This is a genomic window from Halomonas sp. V046, from assembly GCF_052645355.1.
Genome location: NZ_JBQXYF010000002.1, coordinates 278,690 through 303,108 on the forward strand (window position 1 = coordinate 278,690; position 24,419 = coordinate 303,108).

Here is a 24,419-nt window from a genome sequence, read left to right on the forward strand (position 1 = left end):
CAAGGTCGATGCTCGATGGGCACGAGTCCCTTGCGGGACGCGGCGTCAGACGCCTCAAACGGGGCAAGAAGGACGGTCTGGGAGGTGCCTGTCGGGTCAGGAGAAGGCGGCGCCGGTGTCGATGGTGGCCAGACACGCCTTGGGCAGGCGAATGTCGATGGCGACCGGCAGGTGGTCGGAGAACAGGTGGTCGAGCACTTCGACGTCGTCGGCCTCCAGCGATGACGACAGCAGGATATGGTCCAGCGCGCGACGTGGCTGCCAGGCCGGGTAACTCGCTACCGGGCGCACCGGGTGCAGCGGAAGGGCTTCATAGAGCCGGCTATGGGCCTGGAGGCGGTCCGGCGTGCAGTTCAAATCGCCCATCACGACCACGTGCTTGAGCGGCGTAATGCATTCGCTGAGGTAGTCGAGCTGACGCGTCTGGGTGCGCTGGCCGAGGGCCAGGTGGCAGACGAACAGGTGAAGGGCTTCTGGGCCATTGCCGAAGGTGGCATGGATGGCGCCGCGGCCGGGCAGAGTGCCCGGCAGGCGGTGCTCCTCGATCCGCGATGGCTTGAGGCGCGAGAGCAGGCCATTGCTGTGCTGACCAAAGCGCCCCAGATTGCGGTTCAGCTGTTGATAGTGGTGGGGAAAGCCCGCGGTCGTTGCCAGGTGGTGCAGCTGATTGACCTGGCTCGAGCGAATACTGCCGCCGTCGACCTCCTGAAGGCCGACCACATCGAAACGCGACAGCACCTCGGCGATCACGTCCAGGCGTCGCATGCGCTTGGGGTGCGGCAGCAGGTGCTGCCAGCTGCGGGTAAGGTAGTGGTGATAGGCCGACGTCTGAATGCCCACCTGGAGGTTGAAGGTCAAAAGCTTTAGATGACCGTCCTTCAGGGTGGGCGGATGGACGTCGGCCAGCGAGGTCATTCCTGGGCGGCCTCTTCCTGGCGGACTTGTTCGATCAGCTGAGTGGCGATCTTGGGCATGTTCTCGAGGCTGCCGGCGGTGCTTGGCGAGACGATATAGCGGCCATCCACCACCAGCGCCGGGACGCCCATCAGCTCGAGGTTGCGCATCGTGGCATTGGCACGGTTGACCTGGGACTTGACGCCGAAGCCGTTCAGCGCTTTCAGCGCATCGTCTTCGCTGACGCCGTAGTCACTGAAGAAGGCGGCGATGTCGTCGGGGTCGGTCAACTGCTGGCCTTCCTGATGGATGGCGTCGAAGAAGTCCTCGTGGACGTCGTCGAGGATACCGAGCTGTTCGGCGGCGTAGAAGGCCACGGCGTGCTTGGTCCAGTTGGCCCCGAGGGTGGCCGGCATGCGATTGAACTCGACGTCTTCGGGCAGATCGGCGACCCAGGCATTCAGCGGATCTTCCAGGGAGTAGCAGTGCGGGCAGCCATACCAGAAGATCTCCGTCACGTTGACCTTGCCGTCTTGGCTACCGAATTCCACCGCGTTGGGGGCCAGCGTGTAGTCCTCGCCCTCGGTGAGGGGGGCCGCAGAGACGAGAGTGGATAGTCCAAGGCCTGCCAGACCTACGATCAGTGACTTCAGCATGTCGCAATGACTCCTTGCGCAGTGGGATACAGGGTGGTCCTGAGGGGGTGCCGTCTTGGCGAACGCTGGTTTGAGTCTACAACGGCACAAGGGTTCCCGACACATGTGCCGCAACGGAACTGGCGTCGTCTGAGGTCCCGTGGTCAATGGCGAATAGCGTCTCACGGGGGGCGACCATTCGCCAAGGGGCCGGCGGTGGTGCTTGTTTTGGGTTAGCAGTGGTGACGTGACGATGCCGCGCAGTGGCCAAGCCACTGCGCGGCATTCGGGGGCGCCCTGCGGCGCCATTCGGGGGCGCTGCGGCGCCGGGTGTATGACGTTGTGTCCGGGGAGACCTGCCGCGGTGACAGGGTACCGGGCAGGCCGCTACGAGACCCCGGGACCGGGCCGGGGTCAGTGCAGGCCGAGCACGTAATTGGCGGCGGCGGCCATGTCGGCATCGCTCATCTTGGCGGCGATGTCACCCATCACGCCGTTGGGGTCATTGGTCCTGTCGCCGGCGGCGAAGGCCTTCAGGGTGCTCTCGATATAGCCGGCGTGCTGACCGGACAGGGCCGGGTAGACAGCCGAGCCGATGCCGGCACCGGTCGGGGTGTGGCAGGCGGCGCAGGCGGGAATGCCCTTGGCCATGTCACCGGCACGGTAGAGCGCTTCGCCGCGCTCGACCAGCGCCGGATCGGCCTGGCCGACCGCGGGTTCCTGGCCGGCGAAGTAGATGGCCACGTCCCAGGCATCCTGGTCGCTGAAGTTATCCACCTGTCCGGCCATCTGTGGCACCGAACGTGTGGCGTCGCGGATGTCCATGATCTGCTTGGCCAGGTAGGAGGCCTGCTGGCCGGCGAGGTTGGGAAAGGTGGGCGCTATGCTGATGCCGGCCGGGCCGTGGCAGGCGGCGCATGCCGCTGCCTTGTCGCGCCCGGCGGCGGCATCCGCATCGCCCTGCAGGTCGGCGTGGGCCACACCGACGATGCCGAGAGTGATTGCCAGGCTTGCCAGTAACTGTCTCATCGCTAGTCCATTTATGCCGTTATGGTTTTTTTGCGGTCCGACCCTGGGCGGGTGCGTTGCCACCTGATCGCTGGAATCTCGCTGCCTGTCCCGGTACGGGCACTGTCTTTTGCATCCTGTTGTCCGAGTGCGGTCGCCAGGCCGGCCGTTCGCCACCGTCGGGTCATTCGCTGGTGGCAACAGCACGATGCTATGATGGGGCTCCCGGGTCACAGACGCCTCAAAGATTACTATAACCAAACACCCGAAGCGCGGGAATGCCAGCCCCGTCATTGCCACCCTTGATCACCGTCAGGATTTTGCTCGTCCCATGTCGCTCAACTATCAGTCTGCCCGTTTTCTCACCAGCGCCCCGACCCTGGCTCGCTGCCCCATCGACAGCGGCGCCGAAGTCGCCTTTGCCGGTCGTTCCAATGCCGGAAAGTCCAGCGCACTCAATGTCATCACCCGGCAGAAGGCGTTGGCGCGTACATCGAAGACGCCCGGCCGCACCCAGCTGATCAACGTCTTTACCCTGGGCGATGATCAGGATCGCCGGTTGGTCGACTTGCCCGGTTATGGCTACGCCAAGGTGCCCGAGAAGGTCAAGCTCGAATGGCAACGTCACCTGGCCGAGTACCTCGAGTGCCGCGAGTCGTTGAACGGCCTGGTGCTGGTCATGGATGTTCGCCATCCGCTGACCGAGTTCGACCAGACGCTGCTCGAAGTCGCTGACTCGCGGGATCTGCCGGTGCATATCCTGCTGACCAAGGCCGACAAGCTGAAGCCGGGGGCGGCCAAGAATGCCCTTCAGCAGGTGCGTGTGCGCCTGCGCGAGTGGGAGGACCTGGTGACGATCCAGCTGTTCTCGGCGCTCAAGCGCCAGGGCGTCGAGGAGGCCCACCAGCGCCTCGATAGCTGGCTCGAAGGCGATATCGCGGCGTACGAGTAGCCGGGCCGTGGGGGCCGGGTGACGATGGTTCTGAGTGGAGCTGACGGCGATCAAGTTTCGGTGTAATGGCCGATCTCCCGCGCGGCTGGTGTGCTAAGACAGGTCCTCGCCCGTTGCCGCTGGACCGTCGATGCCGCACCCTAGATCGCTGTTGCCACTTGCCCGTCTGTTGACGCTAACCTGGGCCGTGGCTGCACTGGTGGCGATGCCGGCACATGGCGCCACCCTCGATTGCAACGGGCAGGCGCTGCAGCCGGGGCAGTGCTATTTCTCCCATGGCATCGTTCACTACCCCGATCGCGTTTCCGGTGGGGCGCTCGAGGGCACGGTGGTGGGCAGTGCCGACGTTCACACGCGGTTCGAGTGCCGCGCTAGCAACGACAGTCGTCGACAAGTGCTGATTGGTCTGGACACCTCGACCTCCTATGATGCCGCGACGGGAAATGCCAGAAGCAAGTACCCCGGGCTTCAGATGGAGATTCCCGCGACCTCCTCCACCATCGGTGGGCACCTTCACCAGACCTTTCTGGCGCGGCGGTTCGGCGCCAGTGCCGGCGCCTGTCTCTCCGGTGAGCTAGATCACAGTATCGACATCGTTCGCCACGGCAGCATCGCTGCCGGCACGCAGACCTTCGGCTATAACCCTAATCCTGTCTTCGTCAGTGCCCCCGGGGCGACCAGCGCGGCGTACTTTCCCACCCATTCGTCGCTGAATGTCGAGTACATCGAAGTGGTCATGCCGTCCTGTGGCATGGTGACCTCAAACATCGGCCTGCCCGACATCGATCTTGGCAAGATGCCGAGTGCGGGCGATGTGGCCGGGGCGACGGTCGCTGATCTGGTGGTTTTCTGCGCCAATGCCACCGCCTTCACCTACCGCCTTGATGTCGAGCATGGGGTCTATGTGGTCAAGGAGATTGGGCTGTTGGCCAACGCCGCCGGCGGGGCGACCGCCGCCGCCGGGATCGGCGTTCAAGTCGAGCAAAAGGTGCCAGGCCAGAGCCAATTTTCTCCTCTGCGCTTCGGCCATCTATACACCGAGGCCAGCCCCGAGAGCGTGACCCGTATCCCCCTTCGTGCCAGCTACTTTCGCCTGTCGAGCCAGGCCTCCGGCGGGCAGGTAGCGGCCGCCATGGTCGTGACCCTGAACTATTACTGACGCGGCATTACTGACGCGGCGACCCGGGCATGTCCGCCAACAGCGCCTCGAGCTCGGTGACGCGCTCCAGGCGCACGACGCCTGCCGGCAGGCTGCCGCGGCCTGTGCTGGGCCCCTCGGGCACGGGGGTTGTCGCGGGGGCTATCCACACCGCGCGCATGCCGAGCCGCAGCGCCGGCAGCACGTCCTCTTCCCAGGAGTCGCCCACGTGCAGGGCCTGCCCTGGGCTGACGCCCAGTCGCGCGAGCATGGCGAGGAAGGGGCGCGGGTCGGGCTTGGGGGCGAACATCTCGCCGGCGGCGATGCAGGCGTCGAAATAGCGCCGCAGCGGGAGGCGGTGAAAGGCCACGTTGCCGTTGGTGATGGTGCCGAGCCGGTACTGAGGCCTTAAGCGCTCGAGCATGGCATCGGTGCTGGGAAATGGGGTCACCTGGATACGCAGGCTGTGAAAGCGATCCATGGCGAGCGCCGCCCAGAGCCGCGCGGCGGCGGTGTTCAGACCGCTTGCCTTAAGCAAGGTGATCAGCGTGCGCTCACGCAGCCAACTGAAGTCGCCGCGTCGCTCCCAGGTCCGCTTGCCGAGTGCCACCCGTTCACGCTGATAGAGCTCGAGAGCGATGGCTGGCGTCACCGGCTCGCCCCGAGCGCGTTGCCACTCGGCGAGGTTTTCCGTCAGCCAGTCGACGTGACCCTGTTCGGTGGTCAGCATCACGCCGGCGTTGTCCCACAGGGTGTCGTCAAGGTCGAAGGTCAGGGCCTTGAGCATCAGGGCATCTCCTGGGAGGGAACATGTCGCTCTTCGCTTGTCGCAGGGTCGGCGTTCGCGGTGGATGCTCCGCCCCTCGGGCGTGCCCCGTCGCTGCCCGACCGTCGCGCCCGGGGATGGGCCTGATCGTAGCTCTCGGCCAGATGCTGCCAGTCGAGGCGGGTATAGACCTGGGTGGTCGACAGGTTGGCGTGGCCGAGCAGTTCCTGGACGGCGCGCAGGTCGTGGCTCGATTCGAGCAGATGGCTGGCGAAGGAGTGGCGCAGGCGATGTGGGTGCAGATGCTCGGGCAGGCCGCGGCGGCGGGCCTGGGTCACCAGTCGGCGCTGGATGGCGCGATGTCCCAGGCGCTTGCCTTGCTGGCCGACAAACAACGCCATCTCGCCGTCGCCGGCCATGGCGCTGCGCAGGCCAAGCCATTGTCCGAGTGCCTCGGCCGCGCGCCGGCCCACGGGCACCTGGCGTGGCTTGGCGCCCTTGCCGATGACGCGGACGCGGTTGGCCTGAAGGTCGCCGAGATCGAGCGCCGCCAGCTCTGCCAGGCGCAGGCCACTGGAGTACAGCAGCTCGAGCATCGCCTGGTCGCGTACCGACAGCGGTGAGCCGTCGTGGGGGGTGTCGAGAAAGCGCCCGAGCAGATCCACGTCCAGCGGGCGCGGCAGATCGCGAGGCGTCTTCGGCGCCCGAGTGAGGGCCACCGGGTTGTGGCCGAGCTGGCCCTGTTCGACCAGGAATTCACTGAAGCGAGACAGCGCCGCGCGGCGCCGCCTGAGGCTGCGCGGTGCCAGGCCGCGGCTGCGTTCGGAAGCCAGAAACCGACGCAGCGACGCGACATTCAAGGCCGCGTCGTCGGCGATGTCGTGGTCGTCGAGATAGTCGAGCAGGGCCGCGAGGTCACGTCGGTAGGCGTCCAGGGTCGCGGGGCTGGCGGTCTGGCCGAGCTCGGCCAGAAACCGCTGTACCGCCTCGCCCAACCGGCGTTCAGCCATGTTCACGCTCGCTCAGGCGGACGCTCAAGCGCACCAGGACATCGGCCAGATACTCGGTGAACAGGGTGTCCATGCTGGCGCGGAAGTGATCCGGGTCGGGGTTGGCCAGTACCAGGTAGCCCTGGGGTTCACCCAGGGTCAGCCGCGCCAGGGCACAGGAGCCGGCCTTGGTCGGTGCCTTGGCGTGGGGCAACAGACGCTTCCAGTCGGTGGGCGTGAGCCGCGCGCAGCGACTGGCTCGGCCCTCGAGCAACGCGGCCAGGCGTTGACCGGTGTGGTCGTCGAGCACATGTCGCGGGGCCTGGGGCGGGTGAGGGTCGCGATCGGTCAGGGTCGAAGGACACCAGAGAGCCACCGCCGGGGTCTGGAAGCGTTCCGACAGCTGGGTCGCCAGCGCCTGCCCCAGGGCATCGTTGTCCTCGGCCTCGAGCAGGGCCAGGACCAGCTCCCGAGTACGTCGATACTGTGCCTCGTTGTGGCGAGCCGAGTCGAGCAGTTGCTCGAGGCGCCATTCGGCGCCCTCGGCGCGTCCGCGCAGGTCGTGGACCAGGCGCTCGAGCAGCGACGTGGCGCCCTTGGTTTCCGGGTGGGGCACCTTGAGCTGTTGCAGCAGTCCCTCGCGGCCGACGAAGAAGTCGGGATGGCGGGCCAGCCATTCGGCGACCCGATCGGGGTCCAGGGTCTTGCGAGGCTCGGGGGCGGCTTGGGGCATGCGGTTCTCCCTGACAAACTCGGTGCAAGCGCCCGGGCCAGAGGCTGGTCCGTGGTGCGCTTGCCTGGTGACATCTTAGCGTAACGCAGCCGCCTCGGAAGCGACGCCTTCAAGGCGGACGACCGTCCGGTTGACTAGCGCAGCGGGATCTTGCCGTCGAACACGCGCTCCGCCGGCCCGGTCATGACCAGGGGGCTGTCGCCGCCCTCCCAGCGGATCGACAGTCGGCCACCGGGCAGCTGCACCGTGACCGGGCTCTCGAGCAGGCCCTGGCGGATGCCGCAGGCCACGGCGGCGCAGGCGCCGGTGCCGCAGGCCAGTGTTTCGCCGCTGCCGCGCTCGAATACCCGCAGGCGGATCTCGCGGCTGGAAACCACCTGCATGAAGCCCACATTGACGCGCTTGGCAAAGCGCGGGTGGGCCTCGATGGCCGGCCCCAGGCGCTCGACCGGAGCCGTGACCACATCGTCGACGCAGAGCACCGCATGGGGGTTGCCCATGGAAGCCACGGCGATCTCGTGCACCACGCCTTCGACCTCCAGGCGGTGGCGCAGTCGATCCTCGTCGGCCTCGAACGGCAAGGCGTGAGGCGCGAAGCGCGGGGCCCCCATGTCGACGCTGACCTGGTCATCGGCGTGGACATCGAGTACCAGCGGGCCTCCGGCGGTTTCGACCCGGATCTGGTGCTTGTGGGTCAGGCGTTTCTCGAGCACGAAGCGGGCGAAGCAACGTGCGCCGTTGCCACAGTTCTCCACCTCACTGCCGTCGGCGTTGTAGATCCGATAGCGAAAATCCATGTCCGGGTCGCGCGGGGGCTCCACCACCAGCATCTGATCGAAGCCGATGCCGAAGCGACGGTCGGCCAGTCGGCGGACCTCTTCGGCGTCGATACGCGCGCGCTGGGTGACCAGGTCGACGACCATGAAGTCGTTGCCGAGTCCATGCATCTTGGTGAAGTGGAGCAGCATCAGCCGTCCTCCGCGAGCAGCGTCTCGCCGGCCCACAGGTCCTCGAGACGTTCACGTCGACGCACGATCTGGTAGCTGTCGGCATCGACCATGACCTCGGCGGGACGCGGGCGACTATTGTAGTTGGAGGCCATGACGAAGCCGTAGGCGCCGGCGGAGCGCACCGCCAGCAGGTCGCCGGGTGCCACGGCCAGCTCACGATCCTTGCCGAGGAAGTCGCCGGTCTCGCACACCGGGCCGACCACGTCGTAGTGGGCCGTCTGGCGTGGCTCGCGGGTATCCACCGGCAGAATCGCCTGCCAGGCCTGGTACAGCGCCGGCCGGATCAGGTCATTCATGGCGGCGTCGACGATGGCGAAGTTCTTGGTCTCGCCGGGCTTCAGGTACGTCACCCGGGTCAGCATCACGCCGGCATTGGCGGCGATGGAGCGACCGGGCTCGAACAGCAGCGTCAGGTGCTTGCCGCCTTCCCAGCGTGACAGGCGCTCCAGCAGCTTCGAGGCGTAGGCGAAGGGCGCCGGGGGCGTTTCGTCCTTGTAGGGCACGCCGAGGCCGCCGCCGAGGTCGAGGTGGTCGACCTCGATGCCGGCGTCGCGCAGGCGATCGAGCAGTACCAGCAGGCGTTCGAGAGCATCGAGGAAGGGGGCTATCTCGGTCAGCTGAGACCCGATGTGGCAGTCGAGTCCGGTCACGCGCAGGTTGGCGAGTCCCGTCGCCTGGCGATAGACCTCGAAGGCCTGGTCGACCGGGATGCCGAACTTGTTGTCCTTGAGCCCGGTGGAAATGTACGGGTGGGTGCCGGCGTCCACGTCCGGGTTAACCCGCAATGACACCGGCGCGATCACGCCGAGGCGACCGGCCACGGCGTTGAGCCGCTCGAGCTCCGGGCGTGATTCGACGTTGAAGCACTTGATGCCGATCTCAAGCGCCCGGACCATCTCGTGCTCTTCCTTGGCCACGCCCGAGAACACTACCTTGGCCGGGTCGCCGCCGGCGGCCAGCACGCGCTCGAGCTCGCCGACGGAGACGATATCGAAGCCGGCCCCCTGGCGCGCCAGCAGGTTCAGCACCGCCAGGTTGCTGTTGGCCTTGACCGCGTAGCAGATCAAGTGAGGGTGGTCGCCTAGGGCCTCACGGTAGGCATTGAAGTGGCGCTCCAGGGTGGCACGCGAGTAGACATAGCAGGGCGTGCCCACTTCCTTGGCGATCCGCGCAAGGGGCACGTCTTCGGCGAACATCTCGCCGTCGCGATACTCGAAATGGTCCATATCAGTTGTCGTCCTGCTCGCCCTGGGCATTGCCATCTTGGCGCTCGCCGGCGCCATCTTGGGTAGCGTCGCCCTGATCGTTGTCGTCTGCATTCTGGCCCTGTGGGTCATAGCGCTCGGCGGCCGCTTCGTCACCCGGGTGATACAGCGGACCCTTCTGGCCGCAGCCGGCCACGGCGACACCCAGCAAGGTCAGCAGCAAGGCGATCTTCAATGTCTTCATCATGCCTTGGCTCCCTGGACGGTGATGGCGGCAAGCGCATCGCGGGCGCGCTGGGCAGCGGCGCGGACCTGGTTCGGTGCGGTACCGCCGATGTGGTTACGTGCGGCAACCGAGCCTTCAAGGGTCAGCACCTCGAAGACGTCATCCTCGATCTCGCTGGAGAACTGGCGCAACTCGTCGAGGGTCATTTCCGACAGGTCCTTCTTCTCCTTCAGGCCGAAGGCCACCGACAAGCCGACGATCTCGTGGGCGTCGCGGAAGGCGACGCCCTTGCGGACCAGATAGTCGGCCAGGTCGGTCGCGGTGGAGAAGCCCTTGCGCGCGGCCTCACGCATGGAGTCGGACTTGGCTTCGATGGCGGGCACCATGTCGGCAAAGGCGCGCAGGCAGCCATTGACGGTATCGAGGGTGTCGAACAGCGGCTCCTTGTCCTCCTGATTGTCCTTGTTGTAGGCCAGCGGCTGCGACTTCATCAGGGTCAAGAGGCCAATCAGGTGGCCGTAGACACGGCCGGTCTTGCCGCGCACCAGCTCAGGCACGTCGGGGTTCTTCTTCTGCGGCATGATCGAGGAGCCGGTGCAGAAGCGATCGGGCAGATCGATGAAGTCGAACTGGGCACTGGTCCACAGCACCAGCTCTTCGCTCATCCGCGACAGGTGCATCAGCAGCAGGCTGGCGAAGGCGGTGAACTCGATGCCGAAATCACGATCGCTGACCGCGTCGAGGCTGTTTTCGGCGGGGCGCTCGAAGCCCAGCAGCTCGGCGGTGAGGTGGCGATCGATGGGATAGGTGGTGCCGGCCAGGGCGGCGGCCCCCAGCGGCATGACATTGACCCGCTTGCGGCAGTCGAGCAGGCGTTCGTGGTCGCGGGCGAGCATTTCCTGCCACGCCAGCAGGTGATGGCCGAAGGTCACCGGTTGGGCGGTTTGCAGGTGGGTGAAGCCGGGCATGATGGTCTCGGCTTCACGGTCGGCCAGCTCGATCAGGCCGTGGCGCAGGCGCGCGAGTTCGGCGGCGACGTGGTCGATCTCGTCGCGCATGAACAGACGAATATCGGTGGCGACCTGGTCGTTGCGCGAGCGTCCGGTGTGGAGCTTCTTGCCGGTGATGCCGATCTTGTCGGTCAGGCGCGCCTCGATGTTCATGTGCACGTCTTCCAGCGCCACGGACCAGGCGAACTCACCGGCGTCGATTTCCTGCTGGATCTCGTTGAGGCCGGCGATGATGGCATCGCGTTCGTCGTCATTGAGCACGCCGACCCGGGCGAGCATGGTGGCGTGGGCGATGGAGCCTTGGATATCGTGGGCAGCAAGACGTTGATCGAAGTCCACCGAGGCGGTGAAGCGGGCGACGAAGGCGTCGGTGGGCTCGCTGAAGCGGCCGCCCCAGGACTGATTGGTGGTCTGGCTCATAAGATGGGACTTCCTCGGTACGGGAGTGACGAGCCGGCCGGGGCCGGTGCGACGCGCGGGAGATGCCGACCATCCTCTCCGCGGATGTCGCCGTCGCGATATGCCCCAAAGTGTACCAGAGTCGCTACCTCTGGCGAGGGCCCTGAGGCGAGGGACATGGCGATGCGACAGCCGGTCCGATTTTACTGCCGCAGGCGGTGCTTTATGATGGCGGTATTGCTGATGAAAGGTGGGGCCGATGACGCCGTCGTCGGCACTCGACCAGGGAGAATGACGTGCAAGAGATGTCCACGCTGAGAATCGCGACGCGCAAGAGCCAGTTGGCCATGTGGCAGGCCGAACATGTGCGCGACCGCCTGATGGCGATCCACCCGGGGCTTGAGGTCGAGCTGGTGGCCATGTCGACCCGTGGCGACAAGATCCTCGATACGCCGTTGGCCAAGGTCGGTGGCAAGGGCTTGTTCGTCAAGGAGCTCGAAGAAGCGATGCTCGATGGCCGTGCCGACATCGCGGTGCACTCGATGAAGGACGTGCCGATGCACTTTCCGGAGAGCCTGGGGCTGTCGGTGATCCTGGCCGGTGCCGAGCCTACCGATGCGTTCGTGTCCAATCAGTACACCAGCCTGGATCAATTGCCTGAAGGCGCCAGGATTGGGACATCGAGCCTGCGCCGCGGCCTGCAGATGCGTGAAGCCCGCCCGGATCTTGAGGTGATCAGCCTGCGCGGTAACGTGCAGACGCGCCTGGCCAAGCTCGACGCTGGGGATTTCGATGCCATTCTACTGGCGACATCGGGGTTGAAGCGCCTGGGGCTAGGCGAACGTATCGCCCAGGAGTTGCCGCCGGAAGTGTGCCTGCCGGCCTGTGGTCAGGGCGCGCTGGGCATCGAGTGTCGCATGCACGATGCCGAACTGGTGTCGCTGCTGACGCCGCTCGACGACCCCGATACCGCCACCCGCGTGCGCGCCGAGCGAGCCATGAACACCCGTCTCGAGGGCGGCTGTCAGGTGCCGATCGGTGGCCACGCCGTCTTCGATGACGACGGTCGTACCCTGTGGCTGCGCGCGCTGGTGGGTAACCCGGAAGGGACCCGGGTGCTGCGTGCCGAGGGACGGGGCTCGGTGGACGAGCCCGAAGCGCTGGGCATCCGTGTCGCCGAGGACCTGCTTGCCCAAGGCGCCGGGGAGATTCTGGCCGAGGTCTACGGCACGCGCTGATGTCTCGTCTGCCGATCGTGATTACGCGTCCGGGTGAGCGGGCCGCAGCGTTGGCAAGTGCCATCGAGGCCGAGGGGTTCGTGGTCCATCGCATCGACGCCATGGCACAGGAGTTTCTGGCCGACACCCCGGATGCGCGGTTTGCCTGGCTCAACATCGACCAGTTTCACAAGGTGGTGGTGATCAGCCCCGCCGCGGCAGAGGGCTTGATCGAGGCCCTCGACCGGTTCTGGCCGCAGCTACCCCAGGGGCTCACCCTGTACGCGGTGGGGCAGGCGACTGCCAGTGTGCTTTATCAGGCGTTGGGGGTGCGCGTCAGGGTGCCGCCGTTGGGCGCGGGAGAAGAGACCACCGAGGCCTTGCTGGCACTGGGGTCGCTGCAGAAACTCGACCACCAGCGGGTGCTGCTGGTCGCCGGCCAAGGCGGGCGGGCCTTGCTGGGCGACGGCTTGGCGGCGCGCGGCGCTCGTGTCACGCGCCTGGAGGTATACCGGCGGCGGTTGTTATCGCTGTCGCCGGTCAACGCGCAAGTGCTGCAACAGGCGCACTATGGCGCGTTGGTGGTCAGTAGCGGAGAAATCCTCGAACATCTGGCAAGATGGTGTACAGAGGCCGCTTTGCACCAACCGCTTGTCGTATCGAGCCAGCGGTTGGCTACACTGGCCAGCAAGCTGGGGTTTCGCGTCCCGGTCGTTGCGTCGGGTGCTTCCCCCGCAGCGCTGGCCGCGGCGGTGGCAAGGACCTGCGACCCGAAGGATGCCGAATGACGATCTCGAAAAGGGCTAGCGACAGATGAGCAACCAACATAACGATCAGGACGAACAGCAGACCGCGTCCAGCGCCACCCAGGGGGGCGCTGGCGGGCCGGCCGCGGGCAAGGACGCTCAGGGCGGTGGCGAGCCCGCCAAGAAGGGCGCGCAGCGTCGCTCGCGGCGGCGCGACAAGGCCGCGTCGGCAAGCACCGCTGCGGCGGCAGGTTCCTCATCCAGTAGCGATAGCGCTGGCGCCGACGGTACGCCGGCCAAAGGCGCCGGGAAGCCGTCGACCGCTGCTCAGTCCAGCGCGGCATCGCAGGCCGAGCCGGCCAGGTCCTCGGCGACGGGGAGTACCGGCGCCGGCGCTTCGCCCCCCGCAAGCAGCGCATCCCGGGGGGATGCGGCCAAGGACAAGGCAGGAACTGCGACGGATACCACGGCTGCTGCCGGCTCCAAGGCCGCCGGCGGGGCACCCAAGGCTGACGGTGGCGCGGCGGGTAATAGCGCCTCCACCACCCCCTCTGCCGGTGATGCCTCCAAGGCCAGCAATGCCACCAAGAAGGGCGCCGCCGGCAAACCGGCATCCTCCGGCGCCGCGACGTCCAAGGCGTCGTCGGGGGGCGCGTCCGCTCAGTCCAAGCCGGCCCCGTCCTCGGGCGGCGCCGGTGCATCGGCTGGGCGCACCGGTTCCGGTTCCGATGGCAGCGGCGGTGGCAAGGCCGGCGTCATCGCCCTGGTGCTGGTCCTGCTGGTGATTGCCGGCCTTGGCTTCATCGGCTGGAAGGGCTGGCAGGTCCAGCAGGCACTGAACGCACGCCTGGACCAGCTCAAGCAGAACACCCCGGATGTGGCCCAGCTCGAGCAACTCTCCAGCCAGCTCGAAAGCGGCCTGAACGAGCGTCGCGACACCATGAGTCAGGCGGTCGATGGCATCAAGAGCGACTTCAACGACTACAAGGGTGAGGTCAATCAGACCCTGGACCGGGTGCTGACCGAACTGTCCAAGGAGCAGAGCACCGACGAGCGTGACTGGCTCCACGCCGAGGCGGCCTATCTGCTGCGCTTGGCCAACCAGCGCTTGCAGCTCGAGCGCGACGTCGACGGTGCCGTCGCGTTGCTGCGCACCGCCGATGCTCGCCTGCTCGAGGCCGACAACCCCGCCCTGGTACCGGTGCGCCGCGCCATTGCCGAGGAACTCGCGGCGCTGCAGTCGGTGCCCAGCGTCGATCGCACTGGCTTGTACCTGGCGTTGAACGGTCAGCAGGAGCAGATCGCCGGGCTGCCGCTGGCTCAGGACATCGATGAGCTCACTGCCAATGCCACCATCGAAGAGGCCCCCACGGGTGCCTGGCAGGAGCAGTTGGCGAAGGTTGGCGAGGAGCTCAAGGAACTGGTCGTGGTTCGCCATCACGATCAGGCCCTCGAGGCCTTGATGACGCCGGAGCAGGAGTCCTACCTGCGCCAGAGCCTGCGTCTGGTGCTCGAGCAATCGCAGCTCGCGCTGTTGAAAGAAGAGCAGAGCCTGTACGAGGCGAGCCTCGACAAGGCAGTCACGCTGCTCAATGGCTACTACGACCTGGACGACGACGCGGTGCAAGGCGTCATCGCTCGCCTGGAGGAACTCAAGGGCGAGTCGATCCATCCGGATCTGCCCGATATCAGCGCCTCCCAGCAGGCCCTGGCAAGCTTCATCAAGCAGCGCTTCGAATCCGGCGCTGGTGCCGGCCAGGGAGGTGATGCATGAGAAAGCTGCTCCTGCTCATTGTCCTGGGCCTCGCGCTCGGGGCGCTGTTCGGCCAGCTGATTCTGTCGGTGCCCGGCTACTGGCTGGTGCGGGTCGGTGAAACCTCTTTCCAGACCTCGTTCTGGTTTGGCCTGGTCATCTTGCTGGCGGTCTTCCTGGTCCTGCACTTCGCGCTGCGCGTGGCGATGCGCCTGACCCGGCCGGTCAGCCGCTTCAAGGTGTGGAACACGCGAGCGCGCAATCGTGCCGCCATGAAGCGCACCGTACGTGGCCTGGTAGCGTTGGCCGAGGGTCGCTGGAAGCGTGCCGAGAAAGCGCTGGTGAAGGCTGCCGACGACTCCAGCACACCGCTGGTCAACTATCTGTCTGCCGCCCTGGCGGCCCACTACCAGGGCCGCTACGAGCAGGCCGATACCCTGCTCAAGCGTGCGCACCTGTCCACCGAAGGCGCTGACCCTGCGGTGGGCATGATGCAGGCCCAGCTGATGCTGGATCGCCAGCAGTACGAAGAAGCGTTGGCCATCCTGACCCGTCTCGATCGTCACCTGCCGCGCCATCCCCAGGTCCTCAAGCAGCTCAAGGCGGCCTATATCAGTGTCAGCGACTGGGACGGACTGCGTCGGCTCCTGCCGCGACTGGGCGATCAGCAGCTGATTTCTCGCGAGGAGCGAGAACAGCTCGAGTTCCAGGCCTATCGCGAACTCATCCTGCAGGAGACGCGCAACCCCGAGGACGTGGACCGGGTGCGCAACCTGTGGGCCGATATGCCGGAGCATCTGCGCGCCAATGTTGATCTGATCGTGTTGTATGCCGAGGCACTGGTACGCGGCGATCAACAGGTCATCGCCGAGCGCCTGCTGCGCCATTCGCTGAAGGACCATTGGGATAGCCGCCTGGTGCTGCGTTACGGCCTGCTTGGCGTGGATGCCTCGCGCCAGCTGGTCACGGCCGAGAAATGGCTTCAGGAACGCCCCAATGATCCGGACCTGTTGTTGACCCTGGGGCGACTGGCACTGCGCAACGCCTACTGGGGCAAGGCCCAGGAATACTTCGAAGCCAGCCAGCGCCAGCGTCCAAGCGGCGTGGTCTGCGCGGAGCTGGCGCGGCTCTACGCCAATCTTGGCGAGCACAACAAGAGCCAGCTGTACTATCGCCAGAGCGTCGAGTTGCTCGACAAGTCCCTGCCGTCGCTGCCCCAGCCGAGCGACGCGCAGCAAAGCTGAAATAGCCTGGCGACAGCGTTGAGCACTGCAGTATGACCGCCGCGGGCGGGGCCAAGGCCTCGCCCGCGGCGTTTCCGTTGGTGGACGACGCGGGCCCTGTTCTGCGGGAGGCACCGCTTGGCACGCCAGATGCGCCCCCCCCATCCGTCTTCGTGGCAGGCCTGGACTGGCTTGGTCGGCATCGCCTCGTCGTCATGGCCTCGTCGTCATGGCCCGGCCCACCCAGCGACGTCGTGGACGGGGAATCGAGTAAGCGAGCCGAGCCAGTGAGCCGAGCGCCTGACGCGAGGCCAGTCACTCATGGCCGGGCATGAAAAAGGCGGCCCGTAGGCCGCCAGAAGAATGCGTCGCTCCGCCGGGAAGGGCGAGGGTGCCGGCTCAGGTTTGTTCGCCGGCGTCCGGGTCGGGATCGTAGTCGCCGCGGTACTTGGCATTGGTATCGGCACTAGCCGGTGCCTCGTGGGTGTTGGGCGACTCCACGCTGCCATCTTCACCGGCGGCAGGGGCGCGGCTTTCTTTCCTGGCGACGGTGCCGCCATCCTTGTCCATGAGGCGCAGGTTGGCCGCCGGCGCCCGCCCCTTCTTGTCCTCGCCGAAAAACAGCGTGGTGTGGGGGAAGGGAATCTCGATGCCGGCCTCGTCCAGATGCAACTTGACCAGGCGGTTGTAGGCGCGACCCACGGCCCACTGGTTGCCCGGTGTGGTCTTGATGCGCACGCGAATATTGACCGAGCTGTCGGCCAGGGCGATGACACCGGCCACCTCGAGGGGCTCCAGGATGTTGGCCTTATGGGCCTCATCTGTGGCCAGCTCGTCGAAGGCATTGCGCAAGGCGGTGATGGCCTCATCGATGCTCTCGCGGTAGGCGATGCCGTATTCGCCGACGTGGAAGGCCCAGTCGCGCATATAGTTGGAGACCAGGTCGACGCTCGAGAAGGGCACCAGGTGGTAGGTGCCGTGCAGATCCCGGATGCCCACCGAGCGGATGCTGAGTTTCTCCGCGGTGCCGGTGATACCGCCTACCGTGACGACGTCGCCGGTGTTCATGGCGTTCTCGATCTGGATGAAGATGCCGGTGATGATGTCCTGCACCAGTTTCTGGGCACCGAAACCGATGGCCAGGCCAAGGACACCGGCACCGGCGATCAGCGGTCCGATATTGATGCCGATCTCGGACAGCACGATCATCGCGGTCATGGTGACCAGGGCGATGGCCAGGGCATTACGGAACAACGACAGCAGTGTTTGCGCCCGGGCAGAGGGCTGACCCCTGCCGGTGGATGGGTTGAGCTTGTGTTCGATGAGGCTGGCCAGGCCAATCCACACCGCCGCCGCGACGATCAGGATAAAGGCGACGCTGGCGACCTGCCCGACCAGCAGGCGGCCTGCCGCCGAGGCATACCAGGCGGCGAGGTCGAACACGCCCCAGGCGTTGAAGACCATCATCACGGCGACGATCAGGATCAAGATGTTGATCGCGCGAAGGATGTTGGGGATGTAGGAGTTGAGCCGCGATTCGAGCAGGGGCAGCTTGCGGCGCAGGTCGTCGGACAGACTGATACGGCGGCCGATGGCCTGCACCAGCAGGCGCGACAGGAGCATGCCGGCGAGCACGATGCCCAGTGTCTTGAGGGTCGCGAAGAGTACGAAGGGCAGGGCATCCTCGGGGCGGGCCAGGGTCAGCACCAGCACGACCGAGAAGTAGACGATGGCCAGCAGGTGCCAGGTCCGGGCCAGCAGGCGCATGGCCACCCGCGAGGCCGACAAGCTGGCGCTACGCGCCTTGTCGAGCAGCGCGTCGCGCAGTTTGGACCGATTCACCAGCACCACCGTGACGGCGTACAGATAGGCACTGATCATGATGAGAGCGCCGATGCCCTCGCCCAGGCGAGGCGACAGATAGGTATTGACCAGCGGCACGACGGCCATCAGGCCGTAGCCGGTGAGCCCGATCAGGCGGGCGATCCAGCGGTTCCAGTAGGAGGCACTGGCAGCGCCGATGGGTAAAAGGCGCAAGCCTTCGTAGCGCGAGGCGAACAGCATGCGCACCGCGGCCTTGAGCAGTTCGATGACCAGGAAGGCGTTGAGGAACAGCGAAGCACGAGTCGACAGGCTGCCGGTCTCGCCGATGGCGAAGGTGGCGGCCAGGTTACCGCCGACGTAGGCCAGGCCCACCACCAGTGCATCGACCAGTACGGCAAGCATGACACACAGCACCAGTCGAATCGTGGGGTTGAGGTTTTGCCCGTTGAGCGACCACTGGCTCAAGCGAGTAAACAGCGGCCTTACCAGGCGTCGCACCACGATGAACAGGGCGAAGGTGGCCAGGATCACCAGGCCGAGGTTGATCGCCGCCTCGGTAAAGAGCCCGAAGTTCAGCCCCTCGTCTGCGACCGACCCATCGACCAGGGAGACGAGGATGGTGGCCAGGTTATCGAACTGGTCGCCGAACTCGCTGACCACGCGGCTGGTCATGTCGGCCAGCTGCTTGGGCAGGGTGGCTTCGCCGCCAGCGGCGTTGGCGGCCTGGCTCGCAGCGCCGGAGGCATCGCTAGCCGCTCCGGCAGCCGCATCGGCGGGGGCCTCGGCGAGCTGGCGCAGTTGTTCGATCAGCTTGGCGCGTGCCTGCTCGTTTTCCAGCAGGTCGGCCAGGGTCGAGTAGGCGGGGCCGTCACCGCCGCTTTCGGCCTGCTGAGCCATGGCCGGTGTGGCGATCGCCATGACGGCGAACATCAGCACCCCCATCAGCAGTGCACAGAGTCGTGATGGCATCACTTCCGAAATCTCCTTGTGTCGTGGGCCTGGTCGGTGAGAGGTGGTGATCAGGCTAACATGGTCGTGGTGGGGTGTGGCCATTACCCCTATGCAAACCTTGTACAGTATGCGGCGCTTGTGCCATATTGGCGGCGAAGCTCATCGAGCTCCATCCCTGCTAGGTAAGCATGCAATTGCGCCGCCCCTCCTCCGGGGCGGCGTTTTTTTTCTCCGCATCAGCGCTTACCATGGATGTCCTTCCCTCAATAACGGAAAGACGATGCTCCAGGGGTGGCTCACGGTGGTTCTGGTAGCGCTGGGCGGTGGCCTGGGCGGCATGGGGCGGCTGTTCGTCAGTCGCGCTGCGGCGAGTCGTTTCGGCAGCCGCTTCCCCTGGGGCACCCTGGGCGCCAATCTGCTGGGAGCCTTCGCCATCGGCTGGCTGGCGGCGGTGTTGTCCGCCGGTTCGTCGGCCCTGGCGCCGTTGCTGCTCGTCGGCGTGCTGGGCGGCTTTACCACCGTATCCTCGTTCAGCCTGCAGACCCTCGACCTGCTTCGCGAGGGCCGCATGCTCGCCGCCGCCACTAACGTGACGGTGACGCTTGGCCTTGGCCTCGCGGCGGCGGGCCTCGGCGCCATGGTCGGGGCGCCAGCATGAGCCGCCGTGGCCAAGGTGCTTGTGTGAGCCGCCGTTGGCGGGGCGCCTGGCATCGCAGAGGTGACCGATGAGCACGTGGCGCTTGTACCTGGCTGTGGGCGCCGGCAGCGCGCTGGGGTCCGTGTGCCGGCTGCTGGTCGGTTGGTTGTTCATGGCGTTCGAGACGACCTCCTTTCCCTGGGCAACGCTCTTGGTCAACGTGCTTGGCTCGTGGCTAATCGCCCGTTTCGCAGTGCACGCCAGCTTGCGTGAGTGTGGCCGTCTAGCGCGGCTGCAGCCGTTTCTTGTCGCCGGTTTCTGCGGCGGTTTTACCACCTTTTCCCTGTTTAGCCTCGAGGCGGTGACCTTCGTCGCCGATGGCCGCCCGCTACTCGCCGCCTGGTACGTCTTGATCAGCGTGCCGGCGTGGCTCGTTGCGGCCTGGTGGGGCGACCGCGGGGCCCGTCGAGCGCTGACCTGAGCCGGTGATGGCGTTGTGGTGTTCCGGCGTCGTGCCTGTCGTGCGTGTCGGAGCTGCGGCGCAAAAAACAGCAGGGCCACCCACGGGTGGCCCTGATCGTTGACAGGTAAGAAGCGGGAACAGTTCCGCTGGTGTCAGCGGTGGTTCCTGGTCTTGCTCGTTTTGGTCGATTTTGGTGTAGCGGCCGGTTCGGTCGTCTTTTCCTTTGCCTTGGCGGTACTCTTGTTCTCCGGCTCGAAGTGCCCGCGAACCAGCCCCAGCAGGCCCTGGGTCGAGGCATCGAAGTCCTGGCTGTGTTCATCGATGCGCTCGCTGATCTCGCCGGCGATGCGCTTGCCAAGCTGCACGCCCCACTGGTCGAAGGAGTTGATGTTCCAGATCACCCCTTGGACGAACACCTTGTGCTCGTAGAGGGCGATCAGCGCGCCGAGGTTGCCAGGCGTCAATTCGTCGAGCAGCAGCACGCTGGATGGGCGATTGCCCGGACAGCTATAGGGGTCCAGGTCGCCGCCCTGCTGGCTGCCCTCCATGAAGGCATTGGCCTGGGCCAGCATATTGGTCAGCAGGGCGAAGTGGTGATCCTCGACGCCGGGCTCGGGCTTGAGCGAGGCGATGAAGTCGATGGGCACATAGCGAGTGCCCTGGTGCAGTAACTGGAAGAAGGCGTGCTGACCATTGGAGCCGGTCTGGCCCCACACGATCGGGCCGGTCTTGTAGTCGACCGGGCGACCGAAGATATCCACCGACTTGCCGTTGGACTCCATGTCCAGTTGCTGGAGGAAGGCCGGCAACTGATGCAGGGCCTGGTCGTAGGGCACGATGGCCTGGGTCTCAGCGCCGACGAAGTTGATGTACCAGATGCCGATCAGGGCCATCAGCACCGGCATGTTCTCGGCCAGAGGGGCGTTCAAGAAGTGCTGGTCCATCTCCCAGGCGCCCTGCAGCATCTCGATAAAACCCTCGAAGCCGATGGCCAGGGCAATGGGCAGGCCGATAGAGGACCACATGGAGTAGCGTCCGCCGACCCAGGCCCAGAACTCGAACACGTTCTCCTCGCGGATGCCGAATTCCATCGCCGCCTTGCGGTTGGTGGAGGCGGCGACGAAGTGAGCGCCTATGTCGGCGTCGTCACCGGCCTGCTCCAGGAACCAGCGCCGAGCGGTGCGGGCGTTGAGCAGGGTCTCCTGGGTCGAGAAGGTCTTGGTCGAGACGATGAACAGCGTCGTGGCCGGGTCCAGGCGTCTCAGGACCTTCTGGATATGGGCGCCATCGACGTTGGAAACGAAGTGGAAGTTGATATCGGCGTGGCGCTGCTTGAGCAGGGCTCGGCAGGCCATGTTGGGCCCCAGGTCGGAGCCACCGATGCCGATGTTGACCACGTCACGGATACGCTGGCCGCTGAAGCCCTTCCACTCGCCGCTGCGCACGGCATCCGAGAACCGCCGAATCTGCTCGCGGGTGCTGTGGATCTCCGGCATCACATCCTCGCCGTCGACCATCACCGGCGTATCGCCCAGGTTACGCAGGGCGGTATGCAGCACCGGACGGTTCTCGGTGACATTGATGATATCGCCGGAGAACATCTGGGCACGGCGCTGCACCAGGGCCGAGTGGTCGGCGAGCTCGAGCAGCTTGTCGAGCACTTCATCGGAGATCTGGTGCTTGGAATAGTCGAGGAACAGCCCGCCGACTCGCAGACTCATCTTCTCGAAGCGCTGGGGGTCACGGGTGAAGTAGTCGCGGATGCGATCGTCGGCGGTCTGCTCGTAAAGCCGCGTCAGGGATTGCCAGGTCACACTGCGAGTCAGCTGAAACACGGGGGTGTCCTCATTGGTGTCGATGAAATCAGTCGCTGCGCGAAGAGATCCAGGCGCCGGCGTCGGGGATGTCCATCTCGTAGTCCTGGTCGAGCAGGGGAGAACTCATCATGAAATCTGCGCTGGCCGGGTTGCAGGCGACCGGAATGTTCCATAGCGCCGCCAGGCGCAGCAGCGCCTTGACGTCCGGATCGTGCGGCTGGGGCGAGAAGGGGTCCCAGAAGAACACCAGCAGGTCCAGGCGCTGTTCGGTGATACGCGCCCCGATCTGTTGATCGCCGCCGAGAGGCCCGCTCATCAGGCCTTCCACTTCGAGCCCCAGAGCCTTGCCTAGGCGCGCCGCCGTGGTGCCGGTGCCGAGAAGCTGATGGCGGGCCAGCGTCTCGCGCCAGCGGTCGGCCCAGGCCATCATCTCGGGCTTCTTGCCGTCATGGGCGACCAGGGCGATGCGCTTGCGTGCCGGCAGGGTCCGGCGCGCGTCCTTGGCGGGGTGAGTGGCGGTCATGGCGAGCCTCCGGGCTTGGGCGGTGAATGGAGTCACCGAGGATGATGCCACCTTAGTATTTTGAAGGTAATATTACTACGGTAGCGAGGTTCGACTAAGGGATAAGGCGGCGGTCCTTGGCGATAGAGTTACGGCTAAGTCTTCGTTTTTATGTGCATATAAGCATATCTTGGTAAAAGCGCCGGCAACTAATGTTGTAAGTTTACCAAAATAACACTTGAGCCCGAGGCCGGGATGTACCACATTGGTGGCCATTAGCCGACGCCTTCGCGGGGGCTGGGGAGCCTTCTCGAGCCCGCCACTCGTCGACGCCAGAATACCGTTCATCGATTTGGGGGATTCCTCGCCATGACGCTCAAGATTGCCATCAACGGATTCGGACGCATTGGTCGCAACGTGTTGCGCGCACTTTACGAGAACGACTATCGCGGCAAGGTCGAAGTGGTTGCCATCAATGACCTGGGTGATCCGACGCTCAACGCCCATCTGCTGCGTCACGACACCGTTCACGGCCACTTTCCCTTCAAGGTAGAACACGACGAGGAGAGTCTCAGCGTCGATGGTGATCGCATCGCGATCCTGTCCGAGCGCGACCCCGCCAGCCTGCCCTGGAAGACGCTCGGCGTGGATCTCGTGATGGAGTGCACGGGGTTGTTCGTCAAGCGAGCCGATGCCGGCAAGCACCTTGAGGCCGGCGCCGGCCGGGTACTGATCTCCGCGCCGAGCCCCGACTGCGATGCCACGGTGGTCTTTGGCGTCAACGAGCAGGTGCTGACGGCCAAGGATACTGTCGTTTCCAATGCCTCGTGCACCACCAACTGCCTGGCCCCGGTGGCCAAGGCACTGAACGACGCCGTCGGTATCGAGAACGGTCTGATGACCACGATCCACGCCTACACCAACGATCAGAACCTGTCGGACGTGTACCACAAGGATCCTTACCGGGCGCGCAGTGCCACCCACTCGATGATTCCGACCAAGACCGGTGCGGCCGCCGCGGTGGGCAAGGTGCTGCCGGAACTGGCCGGCAAGTTCGATGGCCTGGCGGTGCGCGTGCCGGTGATCAACGTGTCCCTGGTCGACCTGGTGTTCACCGCATCCCGCGATACTACCAAGGACGAGATCAACGCGATCGTGGCCAAGGCCGCGGAGTCGTCTCCGGTGCTGGCGGTGAATGCCCAGCCGCTGGTGTCCATCGACTTCAACCACGACGCCAACTCGTCGACCTTCGATGCCAACCATACTCGCGTCAACGGCCGCCTGGTCAAGATCATGGCCTGGTATGACAATGAGTGGGGCTTCTCCAACCGCATGCTCGATACCGCCCTGGCCATGCAGGCCGCCAAGTAAGTAAAACGCACCTGCCCGCTGCCTTCGGCGGGCCTGGTGTGGCACCCTGAGGGTCGGGGTGAATCGTCGCCTCGACCAACAGTACAGACGCCGAAGCAATCACTGCTTCGGCGTCTTCGCGCGCAAGGACCGCCATGCTGCCCGACTATTCCTGGCTCGCCTGGGCCCTGATCATCCTCTCGACCTACCTCACCGGAGTCTCCAAGGGCGGCTTTGCCGGTGGCTTTGGCACGCTGTCGGTGCCACTGATGGCGCTGGCCATCGATCCCATCGCGGCGGCGGGCCTGCTGCTGCCGCTGTTGCTGGTGATGGACGTGATGGCGGTGAAGGCCTGGTGGGGCCACCACGACATCGCCGAGGTGAAGCGCCTGGTGCCTGGACTCGCGATAGGGGTGGTGGTGGCCACCCTGGTCGCCGGCAGCCTCGACGAGAACCACGTGCGCCTGCTTTTGGGGATCATCTCGCTGGCATTCGTCGCCTACATGATCATCAAACCCTCGGCGTCGAAGCCGATCCACCCCGTCTGGGCCTGGCCGGCCGGAATCGCAACCGGTATCACCAGCTTCATCGCCCACGCCGGTGCGCCGCCGATGAACCTGTATCTGGTGCCACGCCGCCTGCCCAAGGCCACCTTCATCGCCACCACCACCCTGGTCTTCGCCTCGGTCAACGCGATGAAGCTGCCGCCCTATATATGGCTTGGCGAGATCAACCTGACCAGCATCTGGGCGTCGCTGGCGCTGGTGCCGGTGGCCTGGTTCGGTATCAAGAGCGGACTCTGGCTGCAGCACCGGGTTAACGAGCGGCTCTTCTACCGCCTGGTGGTGCTGGCCATGGCCATCGTCGGCGTGCAGCTGATTCTCAAGGCGCTGGGGTACAGCCTCTAGGATTCGCCGTGCCGCGTGAGCCTTGCCCTGGTCCGCTCGATGGCCGATGGCCGATGGCCGATG

General features: G+C 65.7%; 23 protein-coding genes. 10 read left to right on the forward strand and 13 right to left on the reverse strand.

Annotation, left to right across the window (positions count from 1 at the left end):
• Nucleotides 1–96 precede the first annotated feature (96 nt).
• The 3 genes from ACUN9Y_RS03705 to ACUN9Y_RS03715 all read right to left on the reverse strand — a co-directional run bounded on the left by ACUN9Y_RS03705 (nucleotide 97) and on the right by ACUN9Y_RS03715 (nucleotide 2,558).
• Nucleotides 97–915, reverse strand: coding sequence for an endonuclease/exonuclease/phosphatase family protein (locus tag ACUN9Y_RS03705; RefSeq protein WP_445459330.1), 819 nt, complete (start codon nucleotides 913–915; stop codon nucleotides 97–99).
• On the reverse strand, nucleotides 912–1,550 hold the full coding sequence (locus tag ACUN9Y_RS03710; protein ID WP_445459331.1) for a thiol:disulfide interchange protein DsbA/DsbL: 639 nt from the start codon (nucleotides 1,548–1,550) through the stop codon (nucleotides 912–914). The genes ACUN9Y_RS03705 and ACUN9Y_RS03710 overlap by 4 nt, the downstream gene beginning before the upstream one ends.
• Before the next feature lie 393 nt (nucleotides 1,551–1,943).
• Nucleotides 1,944–2,558: a c-type cytochrome gene (locus ACUN9Y_RS03715; protein WP_445459332.1), complete on the reverse strand. Its 615-nt coding sequence runs from the start codon at nucleotides 2,556–2,558 to the stop codon at nucleotides 1,944–1,946.
• Nucleotides 2,559–2,868: 310 nt separating this feature from the next.
• Here ACUN9Y_RS03715 and yihA point away from each other — a divergent pair, with 310 nt between their 5' ends.
• Together yihA and ACUN9Y_RS03725 are read left to right on the forward strand one after the other, a co-directional pair.
• A complete protein-coding gene (yihA, locus tag ACUN9Y_RS03720) occupies nucleotides 2,869–3,489 on the forward strand; it encodes a ribosome biogenesis GTP-binding protein YihA/YsxC (RefSeq protein WP_445459333.1) in 621 nt (206 codons plus the stop codon).
• 130 nt (nucleotides 3,490–3,619) lie between these two features.
• The gene (locus tag ACUN9Y_RS03725; protein WP_445459334.1) at nucleotides 3,620–4,648 is read left to right on the forward strand and encodes a hypothetical protein; all 1,029 of its coding nucleotides are present in this window, start codon (nucleotides 3,620–3,622) and stop codon (nucleotides 4,646–4,648) included.
• A 7-nt stretch (nucleotides 4,649–4,655) separates the two neighbouring features.
• On the opposite strand, the gene ACUN9Y_RS03730 is transcribed toward ACUN9Y_RS03725, so the two are convergent.
• The 7 genes from ACUN9Y_RS03730 to argH all read right to left on the reverse strand — a co-directional run bounded on the left by ACUN9Y_RS03730 (nucleotide 4,656) and on the right by argH (nucleotide 10,986).
• Nucleotides 4,656–5,414 (reverse strand): HAD family hydrolase, encoded by a 759-nt coding sequence (locus tag ACUN9Y_RS03730; protein ID WP_445459335.1) that lies wholly within the window; start codon nucleotides 5,412–5,414, stop codon nucleotides 4,656–4,658.
• Nucleotides 5,414–6,403 carry a tyrosine recombinase XerC gene (locus ACUN9Y_RS03735; RefSeq protein ID WP_445459336.1) on the reverse strand — a complete coding sequence of 330 codons (990 nt, stop codon included), beginning with the start codon at nucleotides 6,401–6,403 and terminating at the stop codon, nucleotides 5,414–5,416. The genes ACUN9Y_RS03730 and ACUN9Y_RS03735 overlap by 1 nt, the downstream gene beginning before the upstream one ends.
• Nucleotides 6,396–7,115: a DUF484 family protein gene (locus ACUN9Y_RS03740; protein WP_445459337.1), complete on the reverse strand. Its 720-nt coding sequence runs from the start codon at nucleotides 7,113–7,115 to the stop codon at nucleotides 6,396–6,398. Before ACUN9Y_RS03740 ends, ACUN9Y_RS03735 begins: the two co-directional genes overlap by 8 nt.
• Before the next feature lie 134 nt (nucleotides 7,116–7,249).
• A complete protein-coding gene (gene dapF, locus ACUN9Y_RS03745) occupies nucleotides 7,250–8,083 on the reverse strand; it encodes a diaminopimelate epimerase (protein WP_445459338.1) in 834 nt (277 codons plus the stop codon).
• Nucleotides 8,083–9,351 carry a diaminopimelate decarboxylase gene (lysA, locus tag ACUN9Y_RS03750; protein ID WP_445459339.1) on the reverse strand — a complete coding sequence of 423 codons (1,269 nt, stop codon included), beginning with the start codon at nucleotides 9,349–9,351 and terminating at the stop codon, nucleotides 8,083–8,085. Before lysA ends, dapF begins: the two co-directional genes overlap by 1 nt.
• A 1-nt stretch (nucleotide 9,352) precedes the next feature.
• A complete protein-coding gene (gene lptM, locus ACUN9Y_RS03755) occupies nucleotides 9,353–9,577 on the reverse strand; it encodes an LPS translocon maturation chaperone LptM (RefSeq protein WP_445459340.1) in 225 nt (74 codons plus the stop codon).
• Nucleotides 9,574–10,986, reverse strand: a complete 1,413-nt coding sequence (argH, locus tag ACUN9Y_RS03760) for an argininosuccinate lyase (protein ID WP_445459341.1) — start codon at nucleotides 10,984–10,986, stop codon at nucleotides 9,574–9,576. Before argH ends, lptM begins: the two co-directional genes overlap by 4 nt.
• A 284-nt stretch (nucleotides 10,987–11,270) precedes the next feature.
• Between argH and hemC the strand changes: the two genes are divergently transcribed.
• Genes hemC through ACUN9Y_RS03780 form a run of 4 tightly spaced genes read left to right on the forward strand, consistent with a single transcriptional unit; the run spans nucleotide 11,271 to nucleotide 15,925 of the window.
• Nucleotides 11,271–12,203, forward strand: coding sequence for a hydroxymethylbilane synthase (gene hemC / locus ACUN9Y_RS03765; protein ID WP_445459484.1), 933 nt, complete (start codon nucleotides 11,271–11,273; stop codon nucleotides 12,201–12,203).
• The gene (locus ACUN9Y_RS03770; RefSeq protein WP_445459342.1) at nucleotides 12,203–12,970 is read left to right on the forward strand and encodes a uroporphyrinogen-III synthase; all 768 of its coding nucleotides are present in this window, start codon (nucleotides 12,203–12,205) and stop codon (nucleotides 12,968–12,970) included. Before hemC ends, ACUN9Y_RS03770 begins: the two co-directional genes overlap by 1 nt.
• 25 nt (nucleotides 12,971–12,995) lie before the next feature.
• Nucleotides 12,996–14,702 carry a uroporphyrinogen-III C-methyltransferase gene (locus ACUN9Y_RS03775; protein ID WP_445459343.1) on the forward strand — a complete coding sequence of 569 codons (1,707 nt, stop codon included), beginning with the start codon at nucleotides 12,996–12,998 and terminating at the stop codon, nucleotides 14,700–14,702.
• Nucleotides 14,699–15,925 carry a heme biosynthesis HemY N-terminal domain-containing protein gene (locus ACUN9Y_RS03780; RefSeq protein WP_445459344.1) on the forward strand — a complete coding sequence of 409 codons (1,227 nt, stop codon included), beginning with the start codon at nucleotides 14,699–14,701 and terminating at the stop codon, nucleotides 15,923–15,925. The genes ACUN9Y_RS03775 and ACUN9Y_RS03780 overlap by 4 nt, the downstream gene beginning before the upstream one ends.
• Before the next feature lie 378 nt (nucleotides 15,926–16,303).
• Here ACUN9Y_RS03780 and ACUN9Y_RS03785 read toward each other — a convergent pair whose 3' ends face one another.
• Entirely contained in the window at nucleotides 16,304–18,697 is a 2,394-nt protein-coding gene (locus tag ACUN9Y_RS03785) for a mechanosensitive ion channel domain-containing protein (protein WP_445459345.1), read from the reverse strand.
• A gap of 262 nt (nucleotides 18,698–18,959) precedes the next feature.
• Between ACUN9Y_RS03785 and ACUN9Y_RS03790 the strand changes: the two genes are divergently transcribed.
• Together ACUN9Y_RS03790 and ACUN9Y_RS03795 are read left to right on the forward strand one after the other, a co-directional pair.
• Nucleotides 18,960–19,337, forward strand: a complete 378-nt coding sequence (locus ACUN9Y_RS03790; protein ID WP_445459346.1) for a fluoride efflux transporter FluC — start codon at nucleotides 18,960–18,962, stop codon at nucleotides 19,335–19,337.
• 67 nt (nucleotides 19,338–19,404) lie between these two features.
• Nucleotides 19,405–19,797, forward strand: coding sequence for a fluoride efflux transporter FluC (locus ACUN9Y_RS03795; protein WP_445459347.1), 393 nt, complete (start codon nucleotides 19,405–19,407; stop codon nucleotides 19,795–19,797).
• Between the two features lie 134 nt (nucleotides 19,798–19,931).
• Here ACUN9Y_RS03795 and pgi read toward each other — a convergent pair whose 3' ends face one another.
• Together pgi and ACUN9Y_RS03805 are read right to left on the reverse strand one after the other, a co-directional pair.
• A complete protein-coding gene (pgi, locus tag ACUN9Y_RS03800) occupies nucleotides 19,932–21,614 on the reverse strand; it encodes a glucose-6-phosphate isomerase (protein WP_445459348.1) in 1,683 nt (560 codons plus the stop codon).
• 28 nt (nucleotides 21,615–21,642) lie between these two features.
• A complete protein-coding gene (locus ACUN9Y_RS03805) occupies nucleotides 21,643–22,119 on the reverse strand; it encodes a methylglyoxal synthase (RefSeq protein ID WP_445459349.1) in 477 nt (158 codons plus the stop codon).
• Between the two features lie 348 nt (nucleotides 22,120–22,467).
• On the opposite strand from ACUN9Y_RS03805, the gene gap reads away from it, so the two are divergent.
• Together gap and ACUN9Y_RS03815 are read left to right on the forward strand one after the other, a co-directional pair.
• Nucleotides 22,468–23,469, forward strand: coding sequence for a type I glyceraldehyde-3-phosphate dehydrogenase (gene gap / locus ACUN9Y_RS03810; RefSeq protein WP_445459350.1), 1,002 nt, complete (start codon nucleotides 22,468–22,470; stop codon nucleotides 23,467–23,469).
• A gap of 134 nt (nucleotides 23,470–23,603) precedes the next feature.
• Nucleotides 23,604–24,356, forward strand: coding sequence for a sulfite exporter TauE/SafE family protein (locus tag ACUN9Y_RS03815; protein WP_445459351.1), 753 nt, complete (start codon nucleotides 23,604–23,606; stop codon nucleotides 24,354–24,356).
• Nucleotides 24,357–24,419 lie beyond the last annotated feature (63 nt).

Bases quoted from the DNA above. Each gene is read 5' to 3' on its own strand.
- ACUN9Y_RS03705 (WP_445459330.1), bottom strand. From the start codon at position 915: ATGACCTCGCTGGCCGACGTCCATCCGCCCACCCTGAAGGACGGTCAT.
- ACUN9Y_RS03710 (WP_445459331.1), bottom strand. From the start codon at position 1,550: ATGCTGAAGTCACTGATCGTAGGTCTGGCAGGCCTTGGACTATCCACT.
- ACUN9Y_RS03715 (WP_445459332.1), bottom strand. From the start codon at position 2,558: ATGAGACAGTTACTGGCAAGCCTGGCAATCACTCTCGGCATCGTCGGT.
- yihA (WP_445459333.1), top strand. From the start codon at position 2,869: ATGTCGCTCAACTATCAGTCTGCCCGTTTTCTCACCAGCGCCCCGACC.
- ACUN9Y_RS03725 (WP_445459334.1), top strand. From the start codon at position 3,620: ATGCCGCACCCTAGATCGCTGTTGCCACTTGCCCGTCTGTTGACGCTA.
- ACUN9Y_RS03730 (WP_445459335.1), bottom strand. From the start codon at position 5,414: ATGCTCAAGGCCCTGACCTTCGACCTTGACGACACCCTGTGGGACAAC.
- ACUN9Y_RS03735 (WP_445459336.1), bottom strand. From the start codon at position 6,403: ATGGCTGAACGCCGGTTGGGCGAGGCGGTACAGCGGTTTCTGGCCGAG.
- ACUN9Y_RS03740 (WP_445459337.1), bottom strand. From the start codon at position 7,115: ATGCCCCAAGCCGCCCCCGAGCCTCGCAAGACCCTGGACCCCGATCGG.
- dapF (WP_445459338.1), bottom strand. From the start codon at position 8,083: ATGCTGCTCCACTTCACCAAGATGCATGGACTCGGCAACGACTTCATG.
- lysA (WP_445459339.1), bottom strand. From the start codon at position 9,351: ATGGACCATTTCGAGTATCGCGACGGCGAGATGTTCGCCGAAGACGTG.
- lptM (WP_445459340.1), bottom strand. From the start codon at position 9,577: ATGATGAAGACATTGAAGATCGCCTTGCTGCTGACCTTGCTGGGTGTC.
- argH (WP_445459341.1), bottom strand. From the start codon at position 10,986: ATGAGCCAGACCACCAATCAGTCCTGGGGCGGCCGCTTCAGCGAGCCC.
- hemC (WP_445459484.1), top strand. From the start codon at position 11,271: ATGTCCACGCTGAGAATCGCGACGCGCAAGAGCCAGTTGGCCATGTGG.
- ACUN9Y_RS03770 (WP_445459342.1), top strand. From the start codon at position 12,203: ATGTCTCGTCTGCCGATCGTGATTACGCGTCCGGGTGAGCGGGCCGCA.
- ACUN9Y_RS03775 (WP_445459343.1), top strand. From the start codon at position 12,996: ATGAGCAACCAACATAACGATCAGGACGAACAGCAGACCGCGTCCAGC.
- ACUN9Y_RS03780 (WP_445459344.1), top strand. From the start codon at position 14,699: ATGAGAAAGCTGCTCCTGCTCATTGTCCTGGGCCTCGCGCTCGGGGCG.
- ACUN9Y_RS03785 (WP_445459345.1), bottom strand. From the start codon at position 18,697: ATGCCATCACGACTCTGTGCACTGCTGATGGGGGTGCTGATGTTCGCC.
- ACUN9Y_RS03790 (WP_445459346.1), top strand. From the start codon at position 18,960: ATGCTCCAGGGGTGGCTCACGGTGGTTCTGGTAGCGCTGGGCGGTGGC.
- ACUN9Y_RS03795 (WP_445459347.1), top strand. From the start codon at position 19,405: ATGAGCACGTGGCGCTTGTACCTGGCTGTGGGCGCCGGCAGCGCGCTG.
- ACUN9Y_RS03805 (WP_445459349.1), bottom strand. From the start codon at position 22,119: ATGACCGCCACTCACCCCGCCAAGGACGCGCGCCGGACCCTGCCGGCA.
- gap (WP_445459350.1), top strand. From the start codon at position 22,468: ATGACGCTCAAGATTGCCATCAACGGATTCGGACGCATTGGTCGCAAC.
- ACUN9Y_RS03815 (WP_445459351.1), top strand. From the start codon at position 23,604: ATGCTGCCCGACTATTCCTGGCTCGCCTGGGCCCTGATCATCCTCTCG.